Source organism: Pseudomonas sp. P129, from assembly GCF_020312195.1.
Taxonomy (GTDB): Bacteria; Pseudomonadota; Gammaproteobacteria; order Pseudomonadales; family Pseudomonadaceae; genus Aquipseudomonas; species Aquipseudomonas fragariae.
On sequence record NZ_JAGPYS010000001.1, the window covers coordinates 265958 to 291882 of the forward strand.

The 25925-nt window shown below is 55.6% G+C and carries 18 protein-coding genes and 1 pseudogene; 13 read left to right on the forward strand and 6 right to left on the reverse strand.

From position 1 onward, the window contains the following. Nucleotides 1-51 precede the first annotated feature (51 nt). From KBY02_RS01265 to KBY02_RS01300, 8 genes and pseudogenes are all read left to right on the forward strand, one after another. Entirely contained in the window at nt 52-6834 is a 6783-nt protein-coding gene (locus KBY02_RS01265; RefSeq protein WP_032653299.1) for an SDR family NAD(P)-dependent oxidoreductase, read from the forward strand. 4 nt (nt 6835-6838) lie between these two features. After that, nucleotides 6839-10006, forward strand: a complete 3168-nt coding sequence (gene fabD / locus KBY02_RS01270; protein ID WP_058822780.1) for an ACP S-malonyltransferase — start codon at nt 6839-6841, stop codon at nt 10004-10006. Nucleotides 10007-10074: 68 nt separating this feature from the next. Beyond that, a complete protein-coding gene (locus KBY02_RS01275; RefSeq protein ID WP_032653293.1) occupies nt 10075-10992 on the forward strand; it encodes a hypothetical protein in 918 nt (305 codons plus the stop codon). A 138-nt stretch (nt 10993-11130) separates the two neighbouring features. Further along, a complete protein-coding gene (locus KBY02_RS01280; RefSeq protein ID WP_032607420.1) occupies nt 11131-11742 on the forward strand; it encodes a hypothetical protein in 612 nt (203 codons plus the stop codon). Between the two features lie 100 nt (nt 11743-11842). Further along, nucleotides 11843-13399, forward strand: coding sequence for an AAA family ATPase (locus KBY02_RS01285; protein ID WP_024641320.1), 1557 nt, complete (start codon nt 11843-11845; stop codon nt 13397-13399). 273 nt (nt 13400-13672) lie between these two features. Further along, nucleotides 13673-13894: pseudogene (locus tag KBY02_RS01290) on the forward strand (TauD/TfdA dioxygenase family protein); the annotation flags it as partial. A 145-nt stretch (nt 13895-14039) separates the two neighbouring features. Beyond that, a complete protein-coding gene (locus KBY02_RS01295) occupies nt 14040-14918 on the forward strand; it encodes a class I SAM-dependent methyltransferase (RefSeq protein WP_225649716.1) in 879 nt (292 codons plus the stop codon). A gap of 567 nt (nt 14919-15485) precedes the next feature. After that, the gene (locus KBY02_RS01300) at nt 15486-15683 is read left to right on the forward strand and encodes a hypothetical protein (protein WP_003313844.1); all 198 of its coding nucleotides are present in this window, start codon (nt 15486-15488) and stop codon (nt 15681-15683) included. Nucleotides 15684-15787: 104 nt separating this feature from the next. Here the strand turns inward: KBY02_RS01300 and KBY02_RS01305 are convergent, their stop codons facing one another. From KBY02_RS01305 to KBY02_RS01315, 3 genes are all read right to left on the reverse strand, one after another. Then, a complete protein-coding gene (locus KBY02_RS01305; protein ID WP_024639707.1) occupies nt 15788-16045 on the reverse strand; it encodes a hypothetical protein in 258 nt (85 codons plus the stop codon). Nucleotides 16046-16220: 175 nt separating this feature from the next. After that, the gene (locus tag KBY02_RS01310; RefSeq protein ID WP_024641318.1) at nt 16221-17363 is read right to left on the reverse strand and encodes an endonuclease/exonuclease/phosphatase family protein; all 1143 of its coding nucleotides are present in this window, start codon (nt 17361-17363) and stop codon (nt 16221-16223) included. Nucleotides 17364-17396: 33 nt separating this feature from the next. Next, entirely contained in the window at nt 17397-18059 is a 663-nt protein-coding gene (locus KBY02_RS01315; RefSeq protein WP_024641317.1) for a YciC family protein, read from the reverse strand. A gap of 197 nt (nt 18060-18256) precedes the next feature. On the opposite strand from KBY02_RS01315, the gene KBY02_RS01320 reads away from it, so the two are divergent. The 3 genes from KBY02_RS01320 to KBY02_RS01330 all read left to right on the forward strand — a co-directional run bounded on the left by KBY02_RS01320 (nt 18257) and on the right by KBY02_RS01330 (nt 20351). Beyond that, nucleotides 18257-18961, forward strand: a complete 705-nt coding sequence (locus tag KBY02_RS01320; protein WP_011268948.1) for a DUF2076 domain-containing protein — start codon at nt 18257-18259, stop codon at nt 18959-18961. A 280-nt stretch (nt 18962-19241) separates the two neighbouring features. Then, nucleotides 19242-19718, forward strand: coding sequence for an NYN domain-containing protein (locus KBY02_RS01325; RefSeq protein WP_010426725.1), 477 nt, complete (start codon nt 19242-19244; stop codon nt 19716-19718). Nucleotides 19719-19739: 21 nt separating this feature from the next. Next, the gene (locus KBY02_RS01330) at nt 19740-20351 is read left to right on the forward strand and encodes a PolC-type DNA polymerase III (RefSeq protein ID WP_003399918.1); all 612 of its coding nucleotides are present in this window, start codon (nt 19740-19742) and stop codon (nt 20349-20351) included. A 4-nt stretch (nt 20352-20355) separates the two neighbouring features. Here the strand turns inward: KBY02_RS01330 and KBY02_RS01335 are convergent, their stop codons facing one another. Continuing rightward, on the reverse strand, nt 20356-20823 hold the full coding sequence (locus tag KBY02_RS01335; RefSeq protein ID WP_024640221.1) for an Lrp/AsnC family transcriptional regulator: 468 nt from the start codon (nt 20821-20823) through the stop codon (nt 20356-20358). Between the two features lie 167 nt (nt 20824-20990). Between KBY02_RS01335 and yedA the strand changes: the two genes are divergently transcribed. After that, a complete protein-coding gene (yedA, locus tag KBY02_RS01340; RefSeq protein WP_024640222.1) occupies nt 20991-21905 on the forward strand; it encodes a drug/metabolite exporter YedA in 915 nt (304 codons plus the stop codon). 61 nt (nt 21906-21966) lie between these two features. After that, nucleotides 21967-23295 (forward strand): DEAD/DEAH box helicase, encoded by a 1329-nt coding sequence (locus KBY02_RS01345; RefSeq protein WP_003399924.1) that lies wholly within the window; start codon nt 21967-21969, stop codon nt 23293-23295. 248 nt (nt 23296-23543) lie between these two features. Here the strand turns inward: KBY02_RS01345 and KBY02_RS01350 are convergent, their stop codons facing one another. Both KBY02_RS01350 and KBY02_RS01355 read right to left on the reverse strand, forming a co-directional pair. After that, complete coding sequence (locus KBY02_RS01350) at nt 23544-24782, reverse strand: TIGR03862 family flavoprotein (protein ID WP_177410931.1); 1239 nt, start codon at nt 24780-24782, stop codon at nt 23544-23546. Nucleotides 24783-24888: 106 nt separating this feature from the next. Further along, nucleotides 24889-25806 (reverse strand): histone deacetylase, encoded by a 918-nt coding sequence (locus KBY02_RS01355; RefSeq protein ID WP_003399927.1) that lies wholly within the window; start codon nt 25804-25806, stop codon nt 24889-24891. Between the last annotated feature and the right edge of the window lie 119 nt (nt 25807-25925).

Consider the following 25925-nt stretch of genomic DNA (forward strand, 5'->3'; position numbering starts at 1 on the left):
GTCCTGGTGTTTGGGTGCTATTGATTGTTACCTCTGGGTAGAAGGTTTGATATGAGCAATGCCGTGCATAACATTTATGCCGTTAATCGTTGGCGGCCAATAGCGGGCAGCCCGTCGTTGGCGACCGATGAAAGCGTTCTGGTTATTATTCCAGTCACTGCTGCGGCGGGTGTGTCGCCAAACAGGCAGAGATTATTGTCGTGGGTTGGCGGTCAGGCTCACTGCAGCTTTACTGCGCTGGATACGCTGGAACGTATGACCGCGACACTGGCGGACTGCATCCCGGGAAAGATTAAAAGTATCCTCTGGATCGGCGGTAGCCTTGATGTCTCTGTGCACGCAGAGGATCAAGGTTTACAGTATGGTATCGAAGAAAAAATCTTCTTCAGGTTCTTCAAGGCGTTGCTGGAATTAAAGGCTGATGAAGTCAGGTTGTCGATCACAGTCGTCACCAAGAATAACTTCAATGTCAACAACGAAGGCACTAACACAGCGGTCAACGCCGGGTTGCACGGGTTGGTCGGTGCCGCTGCGAAAGAATACAGCCATTGGACGATAAGCTTGCTTGATGTCGATGACGCCTTTGTGGCGCGTGCGACCTCAAACCCCTCGCTGGTGCGCTCGTCGCAAGGTATTGAAAAAAGAAAAGTCAAAGGACAGACGTATTGCTGCCGCGACGATCAATGGTATGCCGAGCACCTGGAGGTGTTGCCGGTTGAAAACGGCAGTGAGCCGGTCAAGCCGATCTACCGTGACAACGGGGTGTATCTGATCATCGGTGGTGCCGGTGGCTTGGGCCAGGCCTGGACCGAAAGTCTTTTGCAACGGCACGATAGCCAAGTCATTTGGGCAGGTCGAAAAGCCATTAATGATGAAATCCGTCATTCATTGCGTGCCATGGAGAGACTCGGTCGTGCTCCCCTGTACGTATCGGTTGATGCCACCCAGCCACACCAAATGGAGCAATTACGACACACCATCCTCCGTCAATATGGCCGGCTGGACGGCATTATTCATTCGGCAATCGTCCTGGAGGACAAGACGGTTGCCAATATGTCTGAAACAACCTTTAGTTCGGCCCTTGCTGCGAAAGTGGATATTTGCCGAAACATCGAAAATTACTTTGCCGATCTAGACCTCGACTTCATCGCCTTCTATTCCTCGATCCAGAGCTTTGCTCGCCAGGCCGGGCAGAGTAATTACGCTGCGGGGTGCACCTTTAAAGACAGTTTTGCCCATTACTTGCAGGCCAAGTGCGCAACTACCCATGTCAGAACCATGAACTGGGGGTATTGGGGAACCGTCGGCATTGTCAGTGATGCGTCGTATCAAAAGGTGCTGGAAAAAAGCGGGATGGCGTCAATCAACCCGACCATCGGCATGTTGGCCTTTGAGGCGTTGATGGCAGGGGATCATTTACAGGCCAGTTTTATCGCTGCCTACGATCCAGAAAAAATAACATTGATAGATAAGGTGACACTTCATCAGAACACTACAGAATTTGGTTTTGTGCAATCAACAACTCAGTTAAATAACAATGTAGTGGAGGGCTGTATGATGGAATATGTGTATCGGAATGAACACTATATGGCCCTAAGGGAGGAAGGCGTTTTTTACCTGGAGGACATGGACAGCTACCTTTGCCGGATCGTCGCTGCCGATCTTGAAACCTTGGGCGTGTTTTCCGGTACTGAGTTTTCCGTTGAAAACGTGCTTCGCAAGACCGATATTCGCGCAGGTTTTTCGCGCTGGTTGACGGAGACCCTGATGAGCCTTGTGCGCCAGGGCTACCTTCGTCACGACGCTGGTCAATTCAGCAAAACGGCAGAGTTTCCTGAGAGCGATGCCAGCGCAGCCTGGCTCTCCTGGAACACCGCAAAAGTTGAATGGCTGCTGGATGATAATAAATCCGCTCAAGTCAAACTGGTTGAAGCCCTGCTGATCCATACCAAGGAGATACTGACCGGGAAAATAAAGGCCACCGACATCATGTTCCCTGACTCTTCGATGCGCATGGTCGAGGGTATCTATAAAAACAACCGCGTTGCTGACTACTTCAACCTGGTGCTTTCGAGGACGGTGGTTGACGAAATCAACACGCTGCTGGCCGCTGACCCTCAGCGGAAAATTCGCATTCTGGAAGTGGGCGCTGGCACCGGCGGTACAACCGCCGTGTTACTCAAGCACCTGGCGCCGTTTCACGCCAACATCGCAGAGTACTGCTACACCGACCTTTCGAAGTCGTTTCTGTTTCATGCCCAGCGGGAATACGGGCCAGGCAATCCATTCTTGCGCTACGAGATTTTCAACGTAGAAAAGTCGGTCGATGACCAACCACTGCAGCGTGATTACTACGATATTGCAGTTGCCACCAACGTGTTACACGCCACCAGTGACATTGCCGCCTCGATTCGCCGGGTCTGGGAAGTTTTGAAAGATCAGGGCTCATTGATCGTCAACGAGCTCAGCCGCAATACCTTGTTCAACCACCTCACGTTTGGTTTCCTCGACGGTTGGTGGTTGTACAACGACGATCACATCAGGGTGCCGGGCTCTCCGGTTCTGGAGCCTGCCACGTGGCACAACACCGCCCTGCAAGTGGGTTACGGCTCTACGCAGTTCCCCGCCGAGCTGGCCCACGACATGGGGCAGTTCGTGATGTTGATGCGTGCGCAAAAGCACGCCGCGTCCCTTGCCCCCAAGGTCGTTGAGTCCGGATCCAGTCATTCATCAGGGAACGAATCCTCCATGCTTACCCCGTCAAATACCCCTTCGGCTGTCAACGTTGCAATGTTGAAAGCCAAGAGCCAGGCGTTTTTCACTGATCTGATCGCCGACGTCGTTCAGCTTCCTGTCGATGAAATCGCGCTGGACCTCTCCCTCGAAAAACTGGGATTCGATTCTATCCTGGTCGTCACCCTCACCAATAAACTGCGTGAGCATTTCGAGCAGGTCAGCAGTTCCCTGCTGTTTGATATTGATAGCGTCGAAGGCATCATCGATTACTTTATCGAGCAAGATAAACAGGCCTTGGCGGCGTTGCTGGGTATTGATTTCAGCGATGCACAACCACCTAGTGCTGCCCCGGTTGCCGTTGCTTCTCACACCCAGGCCCCTGCCAGCGCACCTGCGGTTACTCAGTTTGACGTGATCGACCTGGGCGCATTCTCCCTTCAAGAGGTTGACGCCCCGTCGGCGTCACTGCCTCAGGTGTCTGATTTCCAGGAAACCTACCCTGAACCCCGTCGTTCCGGCGATATCGCGATCATCGGTCTGAATGGTACTTACCCTGGCTCGCGGACCCTGGACGAGTTCTGGGAAAACCTGTCGCAAGGTCGTGACCTGGTGACCTCAGTGCCCAAGGCAAGGTGGGAGCAAACCGGCTTTAATCGGGTCGAAAATCCGGAAAATTTCAAGGGCGGCTTTATTGACGGCTTTGACCAGTTCGACGCGGAGTTCTTCGACTTCAGTGAAACCGATGCGCTGCTGACAGATCCTCAGGAACGCAAATTCCTCGAATGTGCCTTCTCGGTGCTGGAAGATGCGGGCTACACCAAAGAGTCCCTGGCCGAAAGTGACATGACCACCGGTGTCTATGTCGGCGCGATGTACCAGGAGTATCAGCTGCACAGCGAAACGGCTAAAGGTCTGTACGAAGGGCAGGCCATCTCCAACAGCTTTGCCTCCATTGCCAACCGTGTTTCCTACATCCTGAACCTGGAAGGCCCTAGCGTCGCCATAGACAGCATGTGTTCGTCATCGCTGTCCGCCGTGCACCTGGCGTGCTCTGCGTTGAAGCTTGGGGAGATTGATTACGCGATTGCCGGCGGGGTCAATCTGACCTTGCATCCCAACAAATATGGTGTGCTGAAACAGGGCGGCGACCTTTCGCAGACCGGTAAATGTGCGAGCTTTTCCGAGAGTGCAGACGGCTATGTACCGGGAGAAGGTGTTGGTGCGGTCTTGTTGAAACGCTACGAGGATGCGCTGCGCGATGGCGACCACATCTATGGGGTGATTACCGGGTCGCTGATCGTTCACGCAGGCAAGACCAATGGGTATACCGTTCCAAGCCCGAAAGCTCACAGTAAGCTGATCTCAAAAGTGGTCCAACAGGCCGGCATTCGTTCTGCGGACATTTCGTACATTGAAGCGCACGGTACGGGCACCCATCTGGGCGACGCCATCGAAATTCATGGGCTGAGGCAGGCGTTTTCCATCGATCAAGACTCGGCACAACAAGGTAAGTTCTGCTCGGTAGGCTCGGTGAAATCGAATATCGGTCATTGCGAAAGTGCCGCAGGCATGGCCGGTTTGACCAAGATTCTGCTGCAACTGAAATACCAGCAAATCGTCCCTTCGCTCCACTCGAAGAAAATTAATAAAAACCTGCAGATCGAAAAAACCTCCTTCTCGATCCCCCAGTTGCTGTCCCATTGGCGTCTGCCGAATAAAGAGGTCAAAAAGCGGATTGCCGGCCTGTCGTCCTTTGGCGCGGGCGGTGCGAATGCGCACTTCATCATCGAAGAGCACGAGGAAGTGTCGAATCAGGTCAATTACACGATGGATTACCCGGAACTGATCGTGTTGTCCGCAAAATCAAAGGAGGCGCTACACCAGAGAGCTGCGCAGTTGCTGGGCTACATCCACTACAACGCTCAGCAAAACACCTCCCTGAACAACCAGCCACGATACTGGTTGGGCAACATTGCCTATACGCTGCAAACTGGCCGCACTCAAATGCCGTACCGCCTGAGCTTCCTGGCGGACTCCATCGAGCACCTTGAAGACAACCTCGATGCATTCCTGAATGATAAAAAAGGCAAATCCCCGCTGCATGTCTGCTATGCCAGCGAGATGGACGCCACAGCGAAGCTGTTGTACGAGGATAACTCCCTTGAGCTGATTCTTTCTGAATGGCTGAAGCAAGGTAAATACCAGAACATCGTCGCGCTCTGGGCCAAAGGGGTGGTGATTAACTGGGGCGGCCTGCTGGGGAAAAGAGGGCAACGTATCAGCCTGCCGACCTACCCGTTCTCACAAAACCGTCATTGGTTGCCGATGGGCAACCACACGGCCGGCGTGTCTCAAAAAGTCGAGGCAGCTTCTGTGCAGCAGCGGGTGAAAACCGTAGCCGCTATGGTTGAACCGGTCGTTGAAAAAGTCGCAGGGAAGATTGTTCAGAAAACCGTTGAGCCGGTGGTTGGCAAGCCGTTCATTACGGCACCGGTGGCGGTCGAAAAAGTCACCGCCGAACCGAAGTCGTTGTTTATTCATCGCTGGAACAAGGTGGACGTGAGCCCACATCCGAAACCGGCGCAGGCCGATACGAAAATCTGTGTCGTTGGCCTGGACACCCTGGACTACTTCCAGCGAGATCTGGAGACCTGCGGCCTCGATGCCGGCTCTTCAGAATGGCAGCAAGTCCTGCCGAACGGCTTTGCCCAGTCCTTCGCTGATCTGGCCAAGTCCGTCTCACGTCAACTAGCGAAGAAGGTCAAAGCCTGGCTGGCGGACAGCACTCAGCCTTTGCACCTGCAAATCATCATGCCGTTCGATCGCCAGTATCAACTCTATGCAGCATTGACCGGGGCGTTGGAACAGCACGTGCTGGGTGCTGCCAATGTCAAACTGACGATTATTTACTGTGAAGCCTTGTGCTCGTTTGCCAACATTTCGACGCTGATCAACCGTGCAGCAGACACACAGACTCACATCGCTGAATACCTGTGTGCCCACGACAGTATCTATGCCGGCAGCGTGCAGAAAGTCAGCCAGCCGGAATCAGGCTCGTTACTCAATGACAACTGTGTCTATGTCCTGGCAAACGGCTTGAATGAGGTGGGCCAAAGTGTGATTCGTGCGATTGATGATGAAACCAGCGGATGCCATATCGCAATCCTGGGTGACGCGCTTTCAGCGCCAGACATCGATGAGCAAATCGGGTTACTTCAGAACAGCCTGGACAATACCAAAGTCGGCTACTACGCGGCTGAACTTGACGATAGAAAGTCCGTGTTCAATGCACTGTTGCTGATAAAAGACCAACTGGGCGATATCCAGGGTGTGCATTACATTGTTCCGGCCGATGACAAGGTTCAGCAGCATAAGGAACCGTTGAAAGACAAGGCGCTTATTCGTCATCTCGCGGCACTGATTAACCTAGATGAGGCGACCTACTCATTTGACTCCCAGCTGCAATCGTTCTCCATCGTCATGACCGTCGAGGAACACGACAGTAAACAGCTCAACACCCTGGCAAAAACCTTTGGTCGTTATCGCGCGGCGTTGCAGGGTACTGGTTACCGCGAAGGCAAGACCGTAGCGCTGGAAGTGGAGGGCAACGCGGCCAATGACATTGCCACTGCATTTATTCACGCCCTGGACAAAAACCATTCGGATGAGCAATTCGCGTTCATCTGGAAGGCCGCAACTCTCGCTGACAACACGCCAGTCATTCAACCGCAGGTAACCGTGGAGCCTCCCGTTGCATCGCCTGCGCCACTGGCAGCGGTCGCGCAAAAACAGCCAGCCTATTCGTTTGATGGCGCCAGCGACGAGTTGCAGGCAACGGTTTCCTGGTTGGTTTCAATCTCCTCGGAGTTGCTGGACAAGGAGTCAGCTTCGTTTAGTCCTGTAGCAACGTTTACTGAAAACGGCTACGAGTCGATCAGCATTGTTGGGTTGTGTGAGTTGATCAACAGCCGTCTGGGGCTGGCGATCTCTGTGGTGGTGTTTTTCGAGCACGACACCATTCAGTCGTTGGCACAGTACCTGGTGGCTGAGCACGGCGACCAGATTGAAGAAGTGTTAGAAACCGACGTGGAGGGCTGATGCAATGAATGTCAGGACCGATGCGCTCGCCAGAGACACCGCCTCGCCGCTGAACCAGGGGATGGTCTATCCCTTGCACAGGATATTTATGTTCGGCGGGCAGGGGTGTCATTACTATCAGATGGCGAGCCATCTATTCCTGACGCATTCAACGTTTCGTGAAGCCATGCTGCGGCTGGATCTGATAGGCCAACGCATACTGGGTAAATCGGTAATCGCGGAGATTTATCGTAAAGACAAGTCTCGCAGCGATGACTTCTCCTCTATCACGTTCACTCATCCGAGCATCGTGATGGTGCAACTGGCACTGGTCTCAACCCTCGCTGCTGAAGGGATCACCGCTGACTCGGTGATCGGCACGAGTTTGGGGGAGTTCATTGCCGCTTGTGTTGCCGGTGCCATTTCGGATACGGATTTATTGGCTGCAATCTGTGATCAAGCCTTATTGATCGAGCAGTTTGCAGGACAAGGCAAGTTGCCGAAAGGCGGCATGCTGTCGGCATTGATTACCCCGGATGAAAGGGACGCACTGCTCGCCGAGTTTCCTGAAGTTGCTGTTGCGGGTGTGCATCACTCACGACACGTCACCTTTTCGGGAGATACGTGGGTGATTGATGCGTTGGAAAAGAGCTGCCAGCAACGAGCTTTTTTATATCAGCGGATCGCTGTGGACTACGCCTTTCATTCGCCTGCCATACGCCCGTTAAAAGCGGCTTCTTTAGCGTCGATAAAAAAGTACACAACCGGGGCATTCACGCTGCCTTTTTACTCCTGTGCAACGGTTGCGCGGTGTCGTGTGATTGACGCCGAGCACTTTTGGGGGATCGTTGAGTCACCCATCAACTTTGCAGACACCATCGACTTGATAGAGGCAAGCGCCACAGGCGCGACGCCTGTGTATGTTGATCTTAGTCCTTCCGGATCGTTGCATGGATTTGTCAAACAGCATCTGGGTGCGTTCAGGGCAAAGCAGGTCCCTGTGAGCCTGACGCTGATGTCCTTGATGAGTAACGACACGACTCAATACCAGGCCGGCGTGCTGACCCTAAAGCGCCTTGCAAAGGCGTATAGCGAAAGCGCTATCGCTCAACCCGGGCCTCAAGACACTACCTTGGTAAATCATTCTATGGAAAAGACTCGAACAAGCGTGGTCGGCAATAATCCAGCAAAGAACACTGCCCTTGTTTTTCCAGGACAGGCCTCACAGCGAGTGGGCATGGGGCGTGAATTGTTCCAACGTTTCCGTCGGCAGACTGAAATCGCCAGTGATATTCTGGGATATTCCATTGAGCAGCTGTGCCTGGAAGACCCACAGAAGCAGTTGAACAAAACACAGTACACGCAACCTGCGCTGTATACCGTGTGTGCATTGCAGTACCTCGCCTATCGGGAAGATAACGAGGTGGTGATCAAGTTCCTGGCCGGGCACAGCCTGGGAGAATATGCGGCGCTGTTCGCCGCGGATGTCTTTGACTTTGAAACGGGACTGCGCATCGTCAAGCACCGCGGGGAATTGATGTCTTCCGCGAATGCCGGTTCCATGGCCGTGATCCTGAATTATAAAGCTCAGGATCTGCAGCAACTGCTCAACGATAACGGCATTACCAGCATTGATGTTGCAAACATCAACTCTCCGGATCAGTTGGTGATTGCAGGGCCGCATCAGGCGCTGGAGGCGTTTGAAGGCATTATCAACTCGCTGGCGGGCACCTACATTCCTATTCCGGTGGGGGCACCTTTTCATTCGCGCTACATGCAGCCGATAGCACAAGATTTTGAGCGGTTTCTCGAGCCTTTCACGTTTCGACCGATGAATAAAACGGTGATCAGTAACGTCACCGGTTTGCCCCATCAGAATGAAACGCTGAAGAGCCAACTGGTGAAGCAACTGTACAGCCCAGTGCAGTGGTTGGACAGCGTTCGTTACTTGATGGGGTTGGAGGTCGATGAGTACGTAGAGATCGGTCCTGGTGATGTGCTCACCAAGTTGACCACCAAGATCCGCAATAAATGCTCGCCATTAGTCTTGGGTGAGAAAGTCATTCGCCAGGTGCCAGGCAGCACAGAGAGCGTGGAAAGCAAGGTTGCCCGGCAGCCTGCGAAAGACGGGTTGGGTAAGGCTTTCAAAAGTCGCTGGAGCCGGGGGGATGAGTTTTCTAGTTATTTTGGCCTGGCTTACCCTCATGTCCTGACGCTCTCGGAAGATAATCTGGATTATTCTTTTATAGAGCGTGCACAGGCGTGCGGACATCTAGCTTTTCAGGCAGTTCCTTGGACCGCTGAGGCGATTGATTCCGGTAGCCTGGACAGCATTCTGTCGAGATTGGGCGCCAAAAGATCCAATGACTCCGGGTGTGTGGGGGTGGCTATTACCCACAGTGAAAACGATAAGGTTCTGTTTTCAAAAGTTCTGGCGCATCAGTTGAACGCTGTCGCCCTGACCGGCGTCTACGGTATGACGACTGAACTGGTCTACTACCGGGTTATTTCGGCCTACCAAGGGCGTTTTAGTAGTACCCCACAAAAGAACAAGTTGTTTATCAGCGTGGATGATCCTCGCTGTGTTCAGGGCTTTTACCAGAAGCTACCGCAAGGTGTTCTTGAGCGTTTGCACCTGCAAGGGCGAATTGATGCTGCTCAGTTTGAGTTTGCGAAAAACATCGCTGCCTGTGATGCCATTATTCTCAATAATGAAGAGCATGACCTGGAGGCATTGATGAGCATTAACCGGTTGAGGGTTGAACACCCTGAACTGGATATAAAGATTGGCATCGAAGGCGCGCTGTCGGCCCCGAACGACTTCACTCAAGGGACGCTCAGTCAAATAGATTTTTTTGTCAGCAGTGAGTTGAACGTGCTGATAGGCGAGTCTTTTTTGCCTGGACTGATCAGGCAGACCCTTTTTTCCGCAAGCGACGCCTTTATAGTGGATCTTCCAGATCCTAAGACGATCCATTTTGGTGGGCGAGCCAAGACGTACATCACTAATGATCCAGCGATTCGCCAGCGTGCGGGTAACGCCCATGGTTGGCTGTCGGATGATCAAAGGCCAACGCTATGCAGGTTGCTACCGTCCAACTATCTGGCCATTTCCGAATGGCTCAAGGTTCAGTTCGTCAATAAACAGCCCTCGTTGGCTGAGTTAAGCTCGGCTCTTTTGGATGGCGTATAGGCTGCCAGGGCTTTGAGTATTTGGACTGTCTCTTTTTTGTATATATTTAATTGCCAGGGAATGCCGGTATGTCCAATCTGTTTATTTCTAACGTCGTGTTTGATTTCGACGAGTCGAAGTCAATTGATAGCTTGTCATCTTGCATGAGTCCTGATGAGCTTAAGGCCTTTCGGGCGGGCGGCTTTGAATATTATGTAAATGAAAGTCGTGACGTTTATGCTGTGTGCGAAAAGGCAGCCGCGAAGGTCCTGGATGAGAGCCATGTCGGTCGAGAGGATGTGACCGATATTGTCTATATCAGCTCAACCAAATTCATTGACAAGGTCGTTGGCCTGAGTGTCTACCTCTCGAAGTTGGCAGCGAATATCGGTATTCATAAGGCGACGTTGTATGCCTTGTCTGCGGGGGAGTGCGGTAATTTCGTTCATGCCTTGCGTTTTTGTGGGCAGATCCTGCAGGAGCGCCCAGACAGCAAGGTTTTGTTGGTATTCGCAGAAAAGCTGATGACTGACGAGGAGCGGCATTATCCTGGAACGGCGATTTTAAGTGACGGGGTGGCAGTTTGTCTGGTGACCTGCGAAAAAACCAGAAACTGCTATGAGGTTATCGCGCGGTCGGAGGCCACCGACCACCGAGTCACTAAGGCTTATGCTGAAAAGAAAAATATTGATGCGTTACGGCTCGCCTTGACCGCAGTTCGTACGCTGTCTAGGGATATTTTTTTGAAAGTTGATTTTGATAAAAGTGCTATAAGCCACTTCATAACCAATAACTTTATTATGCACTTGTCCAAAATGTACATTATGGAGGTCGGCGGCGACGCCTCAACACTCAGGCTGCCAACGCGGCCTCCGAAAGCGCATGTTTTTACGATTGATAGTTTGTTGAATCTGACGGGGACCCCGATGGATGATGGTGATTTGGCCTTTTGCCTGAGTTTTGGCATGTTTTTTTGGGGGGCATGCATCGTTAAGTACCATGCCTGAAAAAGCTTTATGACCGCGTGTTTATGCCTTGGGGACGTACGCGCGCGGACGGGGTCGAGTTGCGGGGCGCGCGGTGAGTGACCAGGTATTCAATGAATTTTTGTCAAGTGAAATGTTGCTGTTGTGCAAGGGTGTGATATGCATGAACTGCTGAAGGTAGCGATTGAGTCTGCTGTACTGTTATTTGTTCCGGGACCGACGAATACGTTATTGCTGGCGGCCGGCGTGTCCAAGGGGTTTTTGACGTCTGCTGGTTTACCGTTGTTCGAGCTTTCCGGCTACGTGATTGCGATCACCTTCTATTCCATTCTGATCGAATATGTCTCGGGCAATACAGGTTGTCTGTTTTTCATGAAGGTGTTCTGTGCGGGCTCTATATCTTACCTGTCTTGCAAGACGTGGAAGCTTTCAGGTGACTTTTTAAAAGCGACCGAAACTATTTTGGGATTTAATATATTTATTACTACGTTGTTTAATCCGAAAGCATTTATTGTGTCTTCGATCATCTTTTCCGTTACGCTTATCGACGATCCGCTTTTAATTGCTCAGGAAATGCTGGTCTTTTCTGGGGTTATGTTGCTGGCAACCCTTTTTTGGCTGAGCGTCGGAACTGTTGTCAATCTCCATTCGCAGGAAGGAGGGGGCACAAGGCGGGTAATACTTAAAGCATCAGCATCAGCATCAGCATCAGTATTGATGATGTTTTCTTGCGCTATATTATATTCAGGTGTTTCCAGCCTGCTGAGCTAATAATATTGATGACCAATATGAGCTGGACAGCGGTTTGCACAACCGTCTGTAGCAGCAATCATACCCTCCATGAATTTCCCCAAACTCCGAAGGATCACACGTGAGCCAGTCCCTGATTGCTGCCCTGCAAAAACCGGCCCTGTTCCCCCATCCGGTGGATCAGTTCCACGTCATCGAGACCCATATTTCCTGGGTCCTGCTTACGGGTAACTACGCTTATAAAATGAAGAAGCCGGTGAATTTCGGCTTCCTCGATTTCACCACCCTGGAAGCCCGCAGCCACTTTTGCAATGAAGAGCTGCGCCTCAACCAGCGCCTGACCGATAATTTGTATCTTGAAGTGTTGCCAATCACCGGCAGCGCAGAAGCACCGCAATTGGGCGGCGACGGCCCGGTAGTCGACTACGTGCTGAAAATGCGCCAGTTCCCACAAAGCCAGCTGCTCAGCACCTTGCAAGCCAACGGCGAACTGACCAGCGCGCACATCGATGAACTGGCCAAGCAGATCGCGCACTTTCACCTGAATGCCCCGAAAGTGCGGGCCACACACACCGCCGGCACGCCACACGACGTCATGGTGCCGGTGCTGCAGAACTTCGAGCAGATCCGCCCTTTCCTCAGCGACAAGGCTGACCTGGCACAACTGGGAGCCTTGCAGGCCTGGGCCGAAAGCAGCTTCGAGCGCCTCAAGCCACTGTTTGAACAACGCAAGCTCAATGGTTTCATCCGCGAATGCCACGGTGATATTCACCTGGGCAACGCCACTATGATTGATGACCATGTGGTGATCTTTGACTGCATCGAGTTCAACGAGCCATTCCGCTTCACCGACGTGTATGCCGACACCGGTTTCCTGGCGATGGACCTGGAAGACCGTGGCCTCAAAAGCCTGGAGCGGCGCTTTATCAGCCAGTACCTGGAACTTACCGGCGACTACCAAGGCCTGGAGCTGCTGAACTTCTATAAAGCCTACCGCGCCCTGGTACGCGCCAAGGTTGCACTGTTCAGCATGCCTTCCGAGGCAGACGCGGTGCAGCGCGCAACCACCCTGCGCCAATACCGCAACTACGCCAACCTGGCAGAAAGCTACAGCACCACCCCCTCGCGTTTCCTGGCCATCACTCACGGCGTATCAGCCGTCGGCAAAAGCCACGTGGCCATGCGCCTGGTAGAAGCACTGGGGGCAATTCGCCTACGGTCGGATGTAGAGCGCAAGCGCCTGTTCGGCGAGCAGCATGTCGAGAACAAGCCGCAGGCAGGGATCTACGCCGCAGATGCCAGCGCCGCCACCTACGCGCGCTTGAACGAGATCGCCGACACCTTACTGCGCGCTGGTTTCCCGGTGGTACTGGATGCGACCTTCCTCAAGCGTGAACAACGCGACGCTGCGGCGAAAATCGCTGAGGCCACCGGCGCACCGTTCCTGATCCTCGACTGCAATGCGCCACAGGCCGTGATCGCCGCTTGGCTGGCACAACGTCAGACAGACAACAACGATCTGTCCGACGCCACCCTGACCGTCATCGAAGGGCAGCAGGCCAATCGTGACCCGCTCAGCGCCGAAGAGTTGCTGCTCAGCAAACGCGTGGAGACCAATGAAAGCGGGACGCTTGACGCGTTGGTTGCGCAAATTCGTCAGCGACTGTCCCGTTCGTAAGTAAAATTTATTGACATCAAGCCCTCATCAGATAAGGGTCAAGAAATACTGGCATTTTTCTTGACCCTTTTTGCGCCTTTTTCATGCTGACGTTGCCGACAGTGACATCGTAACTCCATCGAGCCTTCCTCGGTCATCCGCAGTGCCGACAGCATAGAACGGCACCATCTATCTTTTTGCGTAGGCTGAATCAAATACATCGAGAGTGAATTTAAGTCATTTGCTGCCTGAATATGCCAGCTATAGCCTTAATCGAACAACATTACCCCCCCCCACCTGTTCAGCCTGCTGCAGAGTCTCGTCCCACGGCCGGAAAATATTGTGCGCTGGCGCTGGCATAGCGGTGACGTAGCGATCTGGGATAACCGCGCCACCCAGCATTACGCGCTGGATGATTAAGGAACCCAAGAGCGCATCGTACGCCGGGTGACCTTCAAGGGCGAAGTACCGGTGGGCGTGCAAGGACAGCGGAGTCAGGTCACGAAAGGTCCTTAAAGCGGAATCTGGACGTTGCAAGCCAAATTGCAAGTGTCGATCGAAAAAACCAGCTATAGCAGACCAGCAACTATTGATGGTGTAAAACGTGAAGGATAATCATGCAGAAAATATTAGTTGGTCCATAGTACGATACAGGAAAGCTATGATGCTCACTTCACAGAAAAACATTATTAATACGGGTATTCCAAGTCGAACTGCTTTTCAGGTTGCCGAACTCCGGGCCGCTCATCAGCTGCTGGACGAACCAATCATATTCAACGACCCGTTGGCCTTGCCGATTCTTGGCGAGCAGGCGGCAACCGACCTGCGACAGTATCCATTCCAATCCAACGATCTCCATGCGCGAGGCATACGTGCTGCCGTGGTTATTCGTAGTCGATTAGCTGAAGATGAACTCAAAAAATGTGTACACTCCGGAGTGAAACAATATGTCGTTTTAGGTGCCGGCCTTGATACATTCGCTCTCAGGAATACTTATCTTGAAGAGGGCCTTCAGGTATTTGAAGTGGACCATCCATCTACCCAAGAATGGAAGAGAAGTCTCCTTAAAGAAGCGTCCATAAAAGTACCTGACTCATTGACGTTCGTGGCGGTTGATTTTGAAAGTAACACCTTAGCCGAAGAGCTGCAGAAAGCCGGTTTTCGCGCAGATCAACCTGCATTTTTTTCTTGGCTAGGCGTGACGATATACATATCCCAGGAAGCGATACTTGACACACTAACGTTTGTCGCGTCACTGCCAAAAGGAAGCGGCATAATTTTCGATTACGGCGTCACCCCTACGTTGCTCGATCCCATTGAAAATGCCATAGGCGATTATCTTGTGAGTTTGATCGGGCAACTGGGTGAACCATGGAAAACATGGCTTGACCCCGCTGTCATTGAAAATGAGCTTCAGAGTATAGGATTTCAGTCCGTGAGAGACTATGGCTCTGTTGAACTGAATGAGCTCTATCTGGCTAGAAGAAAGGATGGTTTGCGAATGCTCGGAACATTTCGATTGATATGTGCGAAGACTTGAGTATGGGTTTGCACGGATCTAATAGGTGCGGTTTTGTGTATACATATACAGTTGTTGCTTCAACCCTCTAACGCTACGTGACGGTCCCAAGCAAACGGCCCGCCTTGTTAGGGCCGTTTCGCTTTGTTATGGGCAGATCTTGCCGAGGGTGTCAATCCTCTCAAAAAATATCCTCTCAAAATGTCAATCCTCCATAGCGAGATTGACAGTCAACGGTGTTGCTGACGAAAACGCCAGAAGTCCACTAATTTAGAAGCTACAACGCTGTCAATGTCGCAGGTGCTAGGTGATAGAAAGCATTACTGGCCGGATGATCCGTTGGTGGCGGAGGCGAGGGCGCGGGTGAAGCTGAGGGGGACGTGAGGTCCGGGAGCAATGGCTCGTAATCCAGTAGACCGAGAGGCTAAGCCGTCAAGCTCTGCCAACCGATCACGTTGAACGGCGTCAGGCTAATTAGGGGCTCGGCTTTTCCAGCGGACTTTATAAAGCAAAAGCGCAAAAATGACGGCAAGAGGCTATCTATCCGGTTAAGCTGCCCGCCACTCAACCAATGGACAGGAATCCATAATGAAAACTAACTTCGCTTTGTTGTTGCTGGCAGTCATCTCTATCTCGGGCTGCGTTCAAACCGCTTACAGCAAAAGCATCGCAGTGACCAAGGATGCATCGGGCCGTGTTGTGCAGACCGTTGAAACAGAGACGGTCACGCAGCCAGGTCAAGGTTATGAAATGCGTCTTGAGAAAATTCAGGGCGTGCAACGTTGAGTTGATATCTAAAGGGAGAACCTCTTTATTCTGGTCACTTAGCTTGCAATCGAGACAGTGACCCAGAGAACGCCAGGGCGCAACGCCCTGGCAGGCAGCAGATGTCACTTTTTCTTTTTAGCCGGCTTTTCAGCCTTTTCAACCTTGTCTGATTTCTTGGCCTTTTCTGGCTTGCTATCAGCTTTTTTGGCCGCTTTCTTTGGCTCGGCGTCTTTCTTCTTGTCTTTCTTTTCGGAAGACTTGGAAAGCGTCGAGGCCGCTTCAGATTTCTTGGCCGGTGATGCCTTCTTGTCTTTCAGGTCTTTGCTGGCTTTCGAGGCTTCGCCTTTACTTTTCTTGTCGTCTTTAGCCATGTGGATCACCCTTTGGTGTATGCCGGTATTGGCACGTCGCCCATGGAAGTATCCACGGGCTAATCATTAGGCGAGCGCTTCCAGAAACGGTTCCAAGTATTTGATCATAATCGGCTGTTGAAGCACGTCATTCGGAAGTCTGGTGACCAGCCAGAGTATTGAAACCTGAATGCCGCTTTCCACCTCAAGGCAAAACCGGCAGCAAAAATCGCCCGATCACCGGCAAGTGATCAGAGATCAGCAACGTATCATCCCGCCGCACCCGCGCGCTGACCCGCTTCAGGCTCGGGCTGTAGAACAGGTAATCCACCGTCCGGTCCGGCCCGTTGATGCGGCTATCGTTGGGGAAGCGCGTCAGCCATTTGCTGCGGTCGATGCCGCTGGATTCGGCGTTGTTGGGGATCATCGGGTATTTGTCCCATAGCTGGTGCAGTTCGCTGTCGGCGGCATAGCCAAGGCGCTGTTGCTCGGGGAGGCGCTGGTATTGGCCCAGCGGCAGCAGGTTGAAGTCGCCGCCGATCAGCCAGGGCGTGCCGCCGCTTTCCAGCTTGTCCAGCTGCGTTTCAGTGGCCGCGACCTGTTTTTGTGCGGTGTCGCCGGCGTGTCTGGCGGTGGTCAGGCTGGTGTTGATGACGGCCAGTTTGCCGCCGTCACGCAAGGGCAGGTAGCTGACCAGCAACGCATCCTTTGGCTGAAACTGACGGCTGATGATGTTGGCGTCGGGCACCGGCAGTTGCAGGCGTTCGGCACTGTCGATATGGAAGCGGCTGAGGGTCACCAGTTTTCTGCCGACGCTGCCCCAGATATGCGGGTTGGGCACGAACTCTGCCTTCCAGTAGAAGGCCTGCGTGCTGCACGGGTAGAGGTCCGCGACACGTTCCTTGATCAGCGCCAACTGATCTTCATAGTCAGAGTTCTTGGCGCCATCGTCGACGCCTTGCAGCAGCACGATGTCGGGCTGTTCGTCACGGATGACCCGCGCCACTTCGTCCAGATTGTAGGCAAGGTCTTCATGGGTCGGGCGTTCGTCCGGGCCGCTGCCGTCAGCCATGTCGTACCAGAACACGTAGCGCTTACCCGCCAGGTACTGGATGTTCCAGGTCATGACTTTCAGCGCTTGCCCCGGCACCAGTTTCGGTGCCTCGACTGCAGGGTTGCAGCTGGCCGTGAGTAATTCACGGGCCGGAGGGCGCCAGGTCAGTTGGAAAACCAGTAACAGCAATACGGCGACCAGCAGCAAGCCGTACAGGGTCAGACGTAGCAGTAAACGGGGCATCGGCTCGACTTGGGGCGCCTGGCGCTCAGTGAGGGATTCGGCGTTGAGCATACCGAATCGACGCGCCTGACGTCAGCCTTTGCTTCAGGCGCGGTGCGCGGGCTCGCTGATCAGCATGAACAGGCGGAACGTCACGATGGTGGTGAACAGTTGCAGGAAGCTGCCGATGCTGTCGGTGATCACGGAAACCGCTGCGCTTTGCGGTTCCGGAAACAGGTACAGGCTGGCGCCCTCGAGCAGCCACAGGGGAATGTAGACGCTCAGTACGCACACCAGAATGCGCGTGAAGTGTCCGGTGGTCATCTGCATGCTTTCGCGCATGGCCATGAACGGCGTGAGTTTGCGGAGGACCAGCAGGTATTCGCTGAACGCCAGTTTGATCATCACCCAGATGCCGGGTAAGACGAACAATGAAAGGCCGAACATGATCAGCAGGGTGCTCATGGCCGAGAGCACGGCGAACGTCGGCCACAGGCGCACGGCCATGGCCAGTACATCGCGGGTATGTACGTCCTCGCCACGGCTGCGTGCGTCGAGAAACAGGATCAGCGCGGCGGTATAGACAGGGTAGAAAAACAGCCCGATCACCAATGCGTAGGCAGGTGAAGTGTCGGCGGACATGGCGCTGCCCAGCGCTTGTTTGGCCAGCACTTCAAGGATCACGACAGGCAGGCACAGCAGCGCGATGCTGCCCAGATTGCGCCGGAAGAAATAAAGCGAATCCTGGATGACGTTCAACGGGTTCATGGAGATAGATCGCAGGCTAAAAGCAGGCGCACACTTTAGCCCATGGCCCCGGTCTAACCAAGCGCAGTGGTTTTCGGCGCACGCCTTGTTATCTTTTTCTTCATGTCATTGAAGCGCGTCGATGAGGCCCCATTTTCTGCACATGGTCCTGCCATTGCGGCAGGGAAGAATTCCAGTGGCAACTCAGTGAGGTGGTCATGAACAGCGAAGAGCAAACCCTGATTGACGGTCTTTTCTCGAAACTGAAAGACGCTGAAACGGCTTCCGCCCCGCGAGATGCTGCGGCCGAGGCGCGTATCAAGGAGCATCTGACCCGCCAGCCCGCTGCGCCGTACTACATGACGCAGGCGATTCTGGTGCAGGAAGCGGCCGTCAATCAGCTCAATCAGCAGGTAAAACAGCGCGACGAGCAGATTCAGCAGTTGCAGGCCGAGCTCCAGCAGGCCAAGGGGCAAGCCTCGTCCGCGCCAGCGAGTGGCGGGTTTTTGTCGAGTATCTTTGGCAGCAGTGCACCGCGCGCATCGCAGCCACAACCTAGCCAGCCATCCAGTGGCGGCTGGCGTGATGGTGGCGGTTTCAATCCTGCACCTGCGCCCGCAGCGCCACAGGGCGGTTATGCCGCGCCTGCCCCGGCTGCCGGCAGTGGCTTTCTTGGCGGGGCGCTGAAGACCGCGGCCGGTGTAGCGGGCGGTGTGCTGCTGGCAGAAGGTATCAGCAGCATGTTCAGCCACCACAGCCAGCCGCAGGAAATCGTCGAAGTCATTCATGACGCGCCACAGGCGCAGGACACCGGCTCGTTCAATGATCAGGGCGGTTGGGGGCAGCCGGATCAGCAGTACACGGCTGACGACAATTTCGACGATGGTGGCGACATGTTCTCGGATGATGATTCGTTCGTTTGAGGATGTGACGGTCGTTCTTCATGTTCCAGCGGGAATGTTTTTGACGCTCTGCGTCACGAATCTGCGCTGCGCCGCGTGCTCTGGAACGGACGCGGAGCGTCCAGAACGGCATTCCCACGCTGCAGCGTGGGAACGATGATCTGTGCCATGACGCGCGGGCTTCGCAGCGGCCGGTACCGATCCATCCCTCAATTCCTTCCTCAAACTGGCATACTGGGCACCGATTCACGTTCCGGATCGCTGTAACCCGTGGGCATGTTGCCCGCCATGAGGAATTGCGGTGAAGAAGATCGCGGTGTTCGCCGACGTGCAGAACCTGTATTACACCGTGCGCCAGGCGCATGGCTGTCATTTCAATTACGCCGCCTTGTGGGCGGATATCAGCAAGCGCGGCGAGATCGTTCACGCGTTTGCGTACGCCATCGATCGTGGCGACAGCAAGCAACAGCAGTTCCAGCAGATACTGCGCAATCTGGGGTTCACGGTCAGGCTCAAGCCGTATATCCAGCGCAGCGACGGTTCGGCCAAAGGGGACTGGGATGTCGGCATCACCATCGATATCATGGATTTCGCGCCGCAAGTGGACGAAATCGTGCTGGCGTCGGGTGATGGCGACTTCGACATGTTGCTCGAACGCGTGATCAGCAAACATGGGGTCGAGGCGGTCGCCTACGGCGTGCCGGGGCTGACCGCGAACTCGTTGATCCGCGCCGCCAGTCGTTACGTGCCGATCGAAGGCGCGTTTTTGCTGAAATGAATTAACAGGGTCAGGCCAGTGTTGGAACGTATTGCAGTCATCGACTTTGAAACCACCGGCATCTCCCCGGGCCATAGCTGCCGGGCGACCGAGATTGCGGTGGTGATCATGGAGCAGGGGCGTATCGTCGAGCGCTTTCAGAGCCTGATGAATGCCGGCGTGCGTATTCCTGCGTTCATCGAAGGGTTGACCGGCATCAGTAACAACATGATTCGTACCGCCCCCAGCGCCGAGCGGGTGATGGGCGATGTGGCGGATTTCGTCGGTTCGACACCGCTGGTGGCGCACAACGCCTCGTTCGACCAGAAGTTCTGGGACTACGAGCTGTCGCGTATCCAGCGCACGCGCGAACAGAGCTTCGCCTGTTCACTGCTGCTGGCCCGACGCCTGATGCCCGGCGCACCGAACCACAAGCTCGGCACGTTGACCCGCTATGCGCGTCTGCCCGACACCGGCAAGGCTCACCGGGCGATGGCCGATGCGGAAATGGCGGCCAACCTGACCGCGCACCTGACCAACGAATTGCGCCAGACCCACGGCATCTCTGCCATCTCCCACCAGATGCTGTGTTCCCTGCAGAAAGTCCCGGCCGCGAAGATCAGTGAAACCCTGAAGCGCCAGCGCGGCGTCTGACCTGTCAGTGCTCCTGCTTGCCGTTGCTGATCAAGTAATCGCTCGGCAGGCTGCGCTCCACGGCTGTCGACAGCACGATTGATGTCTTGCTGAAGCCAAACTTGGCGATCCGGTTGATCAGGTCTTCCAGATGCGGCATCGAATCGACCGCTGCGCGCATGATTACGCACGGGTCGCCCGTCACCCGGTAACACTGGATCAGCTCGGGGACTTTCCACAGTTCCTTGTAGGCCTGCTGATTGCCATGGCTGCCCATGCGCAGTTCGATGATGCATTGAATCGGCAGGCCGACTTTCGACAGATCGACCTTGGCCTCGTAACCGGTAATCACGCCACTGGCTTCCAGCTTGGCGACCCGCTCGGCCACCGCGGGCGCGGACAGGTTGACCAGTTTCGCCAGTTGCGCAAAAGACGCCCGGCCATTTTTCAGCAGCTCATCGAGCAGAATCCGATCGTATTTATCCAGGGTCATGGCGTGCCTCGTACCCAGCGATGGGCGTTTTTAAAATAAAAGGAAAGCAGGCCTGACAAGCATTGAATCGTAAGTTTCAGCGCGTTTTAAACAGGTTTGTCTGCTTAATATCCGACTTCGGCCTTCATACAATAGGTCAACCATAACAATGATCCCAGAGCCTAGCCATGCCTCAATCCGTTCGTGTTTCACCCTTGCTCATCGGTGCCTTTCTGGCCTTGTACCTGATCTGGGGCTCTACCTATCTGGTGATCCGCATCGGCGTGGAATCGTGGCCACCGTTGATGATGGCGGGTGTGCGCTTTCTGATTGCCGGCTGCCTGATGTATGGCTTTCTGCGGTTTCGCGGCGTGCCTGCGCCGACCTGGCGCGAGTGGAAAGCTGCGTTCGTGATCGGCTTCCTGCTGCTGGCCTGCGGTAATGGCGGTGTGACCCTGGCCGAACACGCAGGCGTCGCATCAGGCGTTGCCGCGTTGGCGGTGGCGACCATGCCGCTGTTTACCCTGCTGTTCGGCCTGTTCTGGGGCAATCGCACCACGAATCTTGAATGGGCAGGCATCGTGCTGGGCCTGATCGGCATCGGCCTGCTGAACCTCGGCTCCAATTTGCAAGCCAGCCCTTATGGCGCTGCCGTGGTGATTTTTGCCGCCGCAGCCTGGGCGTTGGGTTCGGTGCTGAGCAAGCATTTGCCGTTGCCGAAAGGCCCGATGGCCAGTGCGGCGGAAATGATCACGGCGGGGGCGACGCTGCTGATCGGCAGTGCCTTGAGTGGCGAGCGTCTGGCGCATATGCCGACGGCGGCGGGCTGGGGCGCGCTGCTGTATCTGGTGGTATTCGGCTCTATCGTCGCGTTCAGCGCCTATATGTACCTGCTCAAGAACGTGCGCCCGGCAGCGGCGACCAGCTACGCCTACGTCAATCCGGCCGTGGCAGTGATGCTCGGCGTGGTGTTCGCTGGCGAAACGATCGGTGTCGAAGAGTGCATGGCCATGGTGGTGATCATCAGTGCCGTGGTGCTGATTGGCCTGCCGCAATGGCGCCGGTCGCCGCCGTCAGAGGTCGCATCGACACGCACAAGCTAACCGAGGCGCGCCGGACAGGTTAAACTGCGCGCCTTGCGTTGAATCTTCCTACGGTATTTCCATGACATTCGCCTCTCTCGGCCTGATCGAACCCTTGCTGCGTGCCCTCGAAGCGCTCGGTTACCAGACTCCGACGCCTGTACAGACCCAGGCAATTCCTCCGGTACTGGCGGGCCGCGATCTGATGGCAGCTGCGCAGACCGGCACCGGCAAGACCGCAGGTTTTGCCTTGCCGCTGCTGCAACGGCTGACCATGGAAGGCCCGAAAGTCGCGCCCAACTCGATTCGCGCGCTGGTACTGGCGCCGACCCGCGAGCTGGCCGATCAGGTTCACGAAAGCATTCGTCAGTACGCCGAGCATCTGCCGCTGACCACCTACGCGGCTTACGGCGGCGTGAGCATCAACCCGCAAATGATGAAGCTGCGCAGGGGCGTCGACGTGCTGGTCGCGACCCCCGGTCGCTTGCTCGATCTGCATCGCCAGAACGCGGTCAAGTTCTCCCAGTTGCAGACGCTGATCCTCGATGAAGCTGATCGTATGCTCGACCTGGGTTTTGCCGAGGAACTGCGCGGTATCTACGCGGTGTTGCCCAAGCAGCGCCAGACCCTGCTGTTCTCCGCGACGTTCTCTGACGAGATTCGTCTGCTGGCCGCGCAGATGCTCAATGACCCGCTGACCATCGAAGTCAGCCCGCGCAACGTCGCGGCGTCTTCGGTCAAGCAATGGGTCGTGACCGTGGACAAGAAACGCAAGGCGGATCTGTTCATCCATCTGATGAAGAAGCATCGCTGGGGTCAGGTGCTGGTATTCGCCAAGACCCGGGTTGGCGTCGATCAACTGGTGGATCGCTTGCAGGCGCTGGGCATGAACGCCGACGGCATTCATGGCGACAAACCGCAGGCCACTCGCCAGCGTGCGCTGGACCGCTTCAAGAGCAACGAAGTGAAGATTCTGGTCGCCACCGACGTGGCTGCGCGCGGTCTGGACATTGATGACCTGCCGACCGTGGTCAACCTGGACCTGCCGATCGTGGCCGAGGATTACATCCACCGTATTGGCCGCACCGGCCGTGCGGGGCTGACGGGGGAGGCAATTTCGCTGGTGTGTGCCGATGAAGTCGAACTGCTGTCAGCCATCGAAGTGCTGACCCGCCAGACCCTGGAGCGCAAGGAAGAGCAGGACTTCGAGCCGGAGCATCGCGTACCGAGCACGGATGCCAGCGGCCAGATCCTGAAAAAGCCCAAGAAACCGAAAAAACCCAAGGTGTCGGGCAGCAAGCGCAACCTGGGCAAATGGGTCGACAGCGGCGACTCCGAGCCTGCGCCGGTGGTCAAACCGGTGCGTAAAGTACCGGTCTTCAACACCGGCCCACGCAAGAAGAAGCCTTGAGGCGCAGTGCGCATTCAAAGCGGACGGAGCGCTCATTGCTATACGCAAGTTCGTTTTTGATTCTGGCCGGAGGCCGTAGGAGCGAACTTGTTCGCGAAGGGGCCTGCATAATCGCCGAAAATGCATCGATTGAAACACCCTCTTCGCGAACAAGCGAAGCGTCGCCCGGTTCGCTCCTACGCCCTGCGGGCCGAATCAAAAGCGGACTTTTACATAACGATAAGCGCGGAGCGTGGCGACGATCATGATCAGCGCGATTGCAGCCATTCGACCATCCCCAACCCCGCAGCGCGGCCGCTGGCGAAGCAGGCGGTCAGCAGGTAGCCGCCGGTCGGCGCTTCCCAGTCGAGCATTTCACCGGCGCAGAATACGCCGGGCAATTGCCTGAGCATCAGACGCTCGTCCATGGCCTCGAAGGTGACGCCCCCTGCGGTGCTGATGGCCTCATCGATGGGGCGCGGTTTGATCAGGGGCAGTGGCAGCGCCTTGATGGCCTCGCTCAACACCAGTGGATCGGCAAACGCTTCACGAGGCGCAAGCTCGCGTAACAGTGCTGCCTTGACGCCGTCCAGGCCCAATTGGCTGTGCAGGTGCTTGGACATCGAGCGCGAGCCACGGGGTTTGCTCAGGGCTTTTTGAATGTCTGCCAGCGTCTTGCCGGGCAGCAGGTCAATATCCACAATCGCTGAGCCGTGGAGGTTGATCTGTTCACGAATCTGCGCCGACAGTGCATACACCAGGCTGCCTTCCACGCCCGTCGCGGTCAGCACACATTCGCCCAAGCGCAGGGCATGGCCATGCAGGCCCATCGCGATATTCTTCAACGGAGCACCGGCAAACTTGTCGCGCAGCAGGTCGCTCCAGGCGCTCACCTCGAAACCACAGTTGGCGGCCTGCAAAGGTGCAACCTCGACCTGCCTTGCCTGCAGCCACGGCAGCCAGGCCCCGTCCGAACCCAGCCGCGCCCAACTGGCGCCGCCCAGCGCCAGCAATGTGGCTGCAGGTTCGATCGCCCGTTCACCGTCAGCGTTCGCGATGCGCAGGCTGCCATCGGCGTTCCAGCCCGACCAGCGATGCCGCGTGTGAATCGTGACGCCCGCATCACGCAGCCGCTTGAGCCAGGCACGGAGCAGGGGCGCGGCTTTCATGTCTGTGGGAAACACACGCCCCGAGCTGCCGACGAAAGTCTCGATGCCCAGCGCATGAATCCACTGGCACAGGGTATCAGCGTCAAAACCGCGCAACAGCGGAGCGATCATCGGCGAACGTTCGGCATAGCGCGCCAGAAAGGCCGGGTAAGGCTCGGAATGAGTGATGTTCATACCGCCCACCCCGGCGAGCAGAAACTTGCGCCCAACCGATGGCATGGCGTCGTACAGATCGACCTTCAGTCCGGCCTGGCTCAACACTTCTGCTGCCATCAACCCCGCAGGGCCGCCTCCGATGATGGCGACGGTTCGGGCAGCGGAGAGGGCAAGGTCGGTCATGGTCAGCGAAGTATCGATAGCAGAGGGGTGGGGCATTCTACCCGAGCGTTCTTTCAAGGTGTGGCGCACGTCATTGGCGGAGACTGAAGCGAAGTACCGCGCAGGCTCACAGGCCCATGTCGTTCCAGACCCGTTGCGCACTGTGATGGAGGATTCCGTGGCGCCTTGCCAGTGCCAAGCGGTCCTTGCTGTAGCCACCGCCGATCACGCCCATGACCGGAATGTCGCGGCTCAGGCAATGACGCAGCACCGCTTCGTCGCGATTGGCCAGCCCCTGGTCGGTGAGTTGCAGATAGCCCAGCGCATCGTCCTTGTGGACATCGACGCCTGCGTCATACAGCACCAGGTCCGGCTTATAGAGCGGCAGCAGGTAGTTGAGCAGGTCATCGACGACGTTCAGGTAGTCGGCGTCGCCCATGCCCATCGGCAGCGGGATGTCCCAGTCGCTCTGCGCCTTGCGTGCCGGGAAGTTCTTTTCGCAGTGCAGCGAGACGGTAATGGCGTCCTCGGTATCGGCCAGAATGCGCGCCGTGCCGTCACCCTGATGCACATCGCAGTCAAAGATCAGCACCTTGTCCACGCGGCCGCTTTGCAGCAGGTACTGACTGATCACCGCCAGGTCATTGAAAATGCAGAAACCCGCCGGGTAGTCATAGTGCGCATGGTGGGTGCCGCCCGCCAGGTGGCAGGCCAGGCCATGCTTGAGGGCCTGTTCGGCGGTCAGCAGTGAGCCGCCTACCGCACGGATGGTTCGGCGTGCCAGAGCCTCGCTCCACGGCAGTCCGAGACGCCGCTGGTCTTCGCGCGACAGATCACCGCTAAGGTAGCGGCTGATGTAGGACGGATCATGAGCCAGCGCCAGAATGTCCGCCGGGCACAACTCGGGACGCATTAATTGAACGTCACTGGTCAGGCCGCTGTCGATCAAGTAATCGCGCAACAAACGAAACTTGTCCATCGGGAAGCGATGATCCGCCGGGAAGTCCGGGCTGTAGTCTTCATGGTAGATAAGCGGTAGGGACATTTTGCGTCCGTTAGAGGGCCGAAGCCCGATAGTGCCAGTAAAGCATCCGTACGCCCAGTTGTGTGGCGCAGCAGATGGCTGCACTGACGCCCATTCATGTCTCGTGACACGGGGGAATC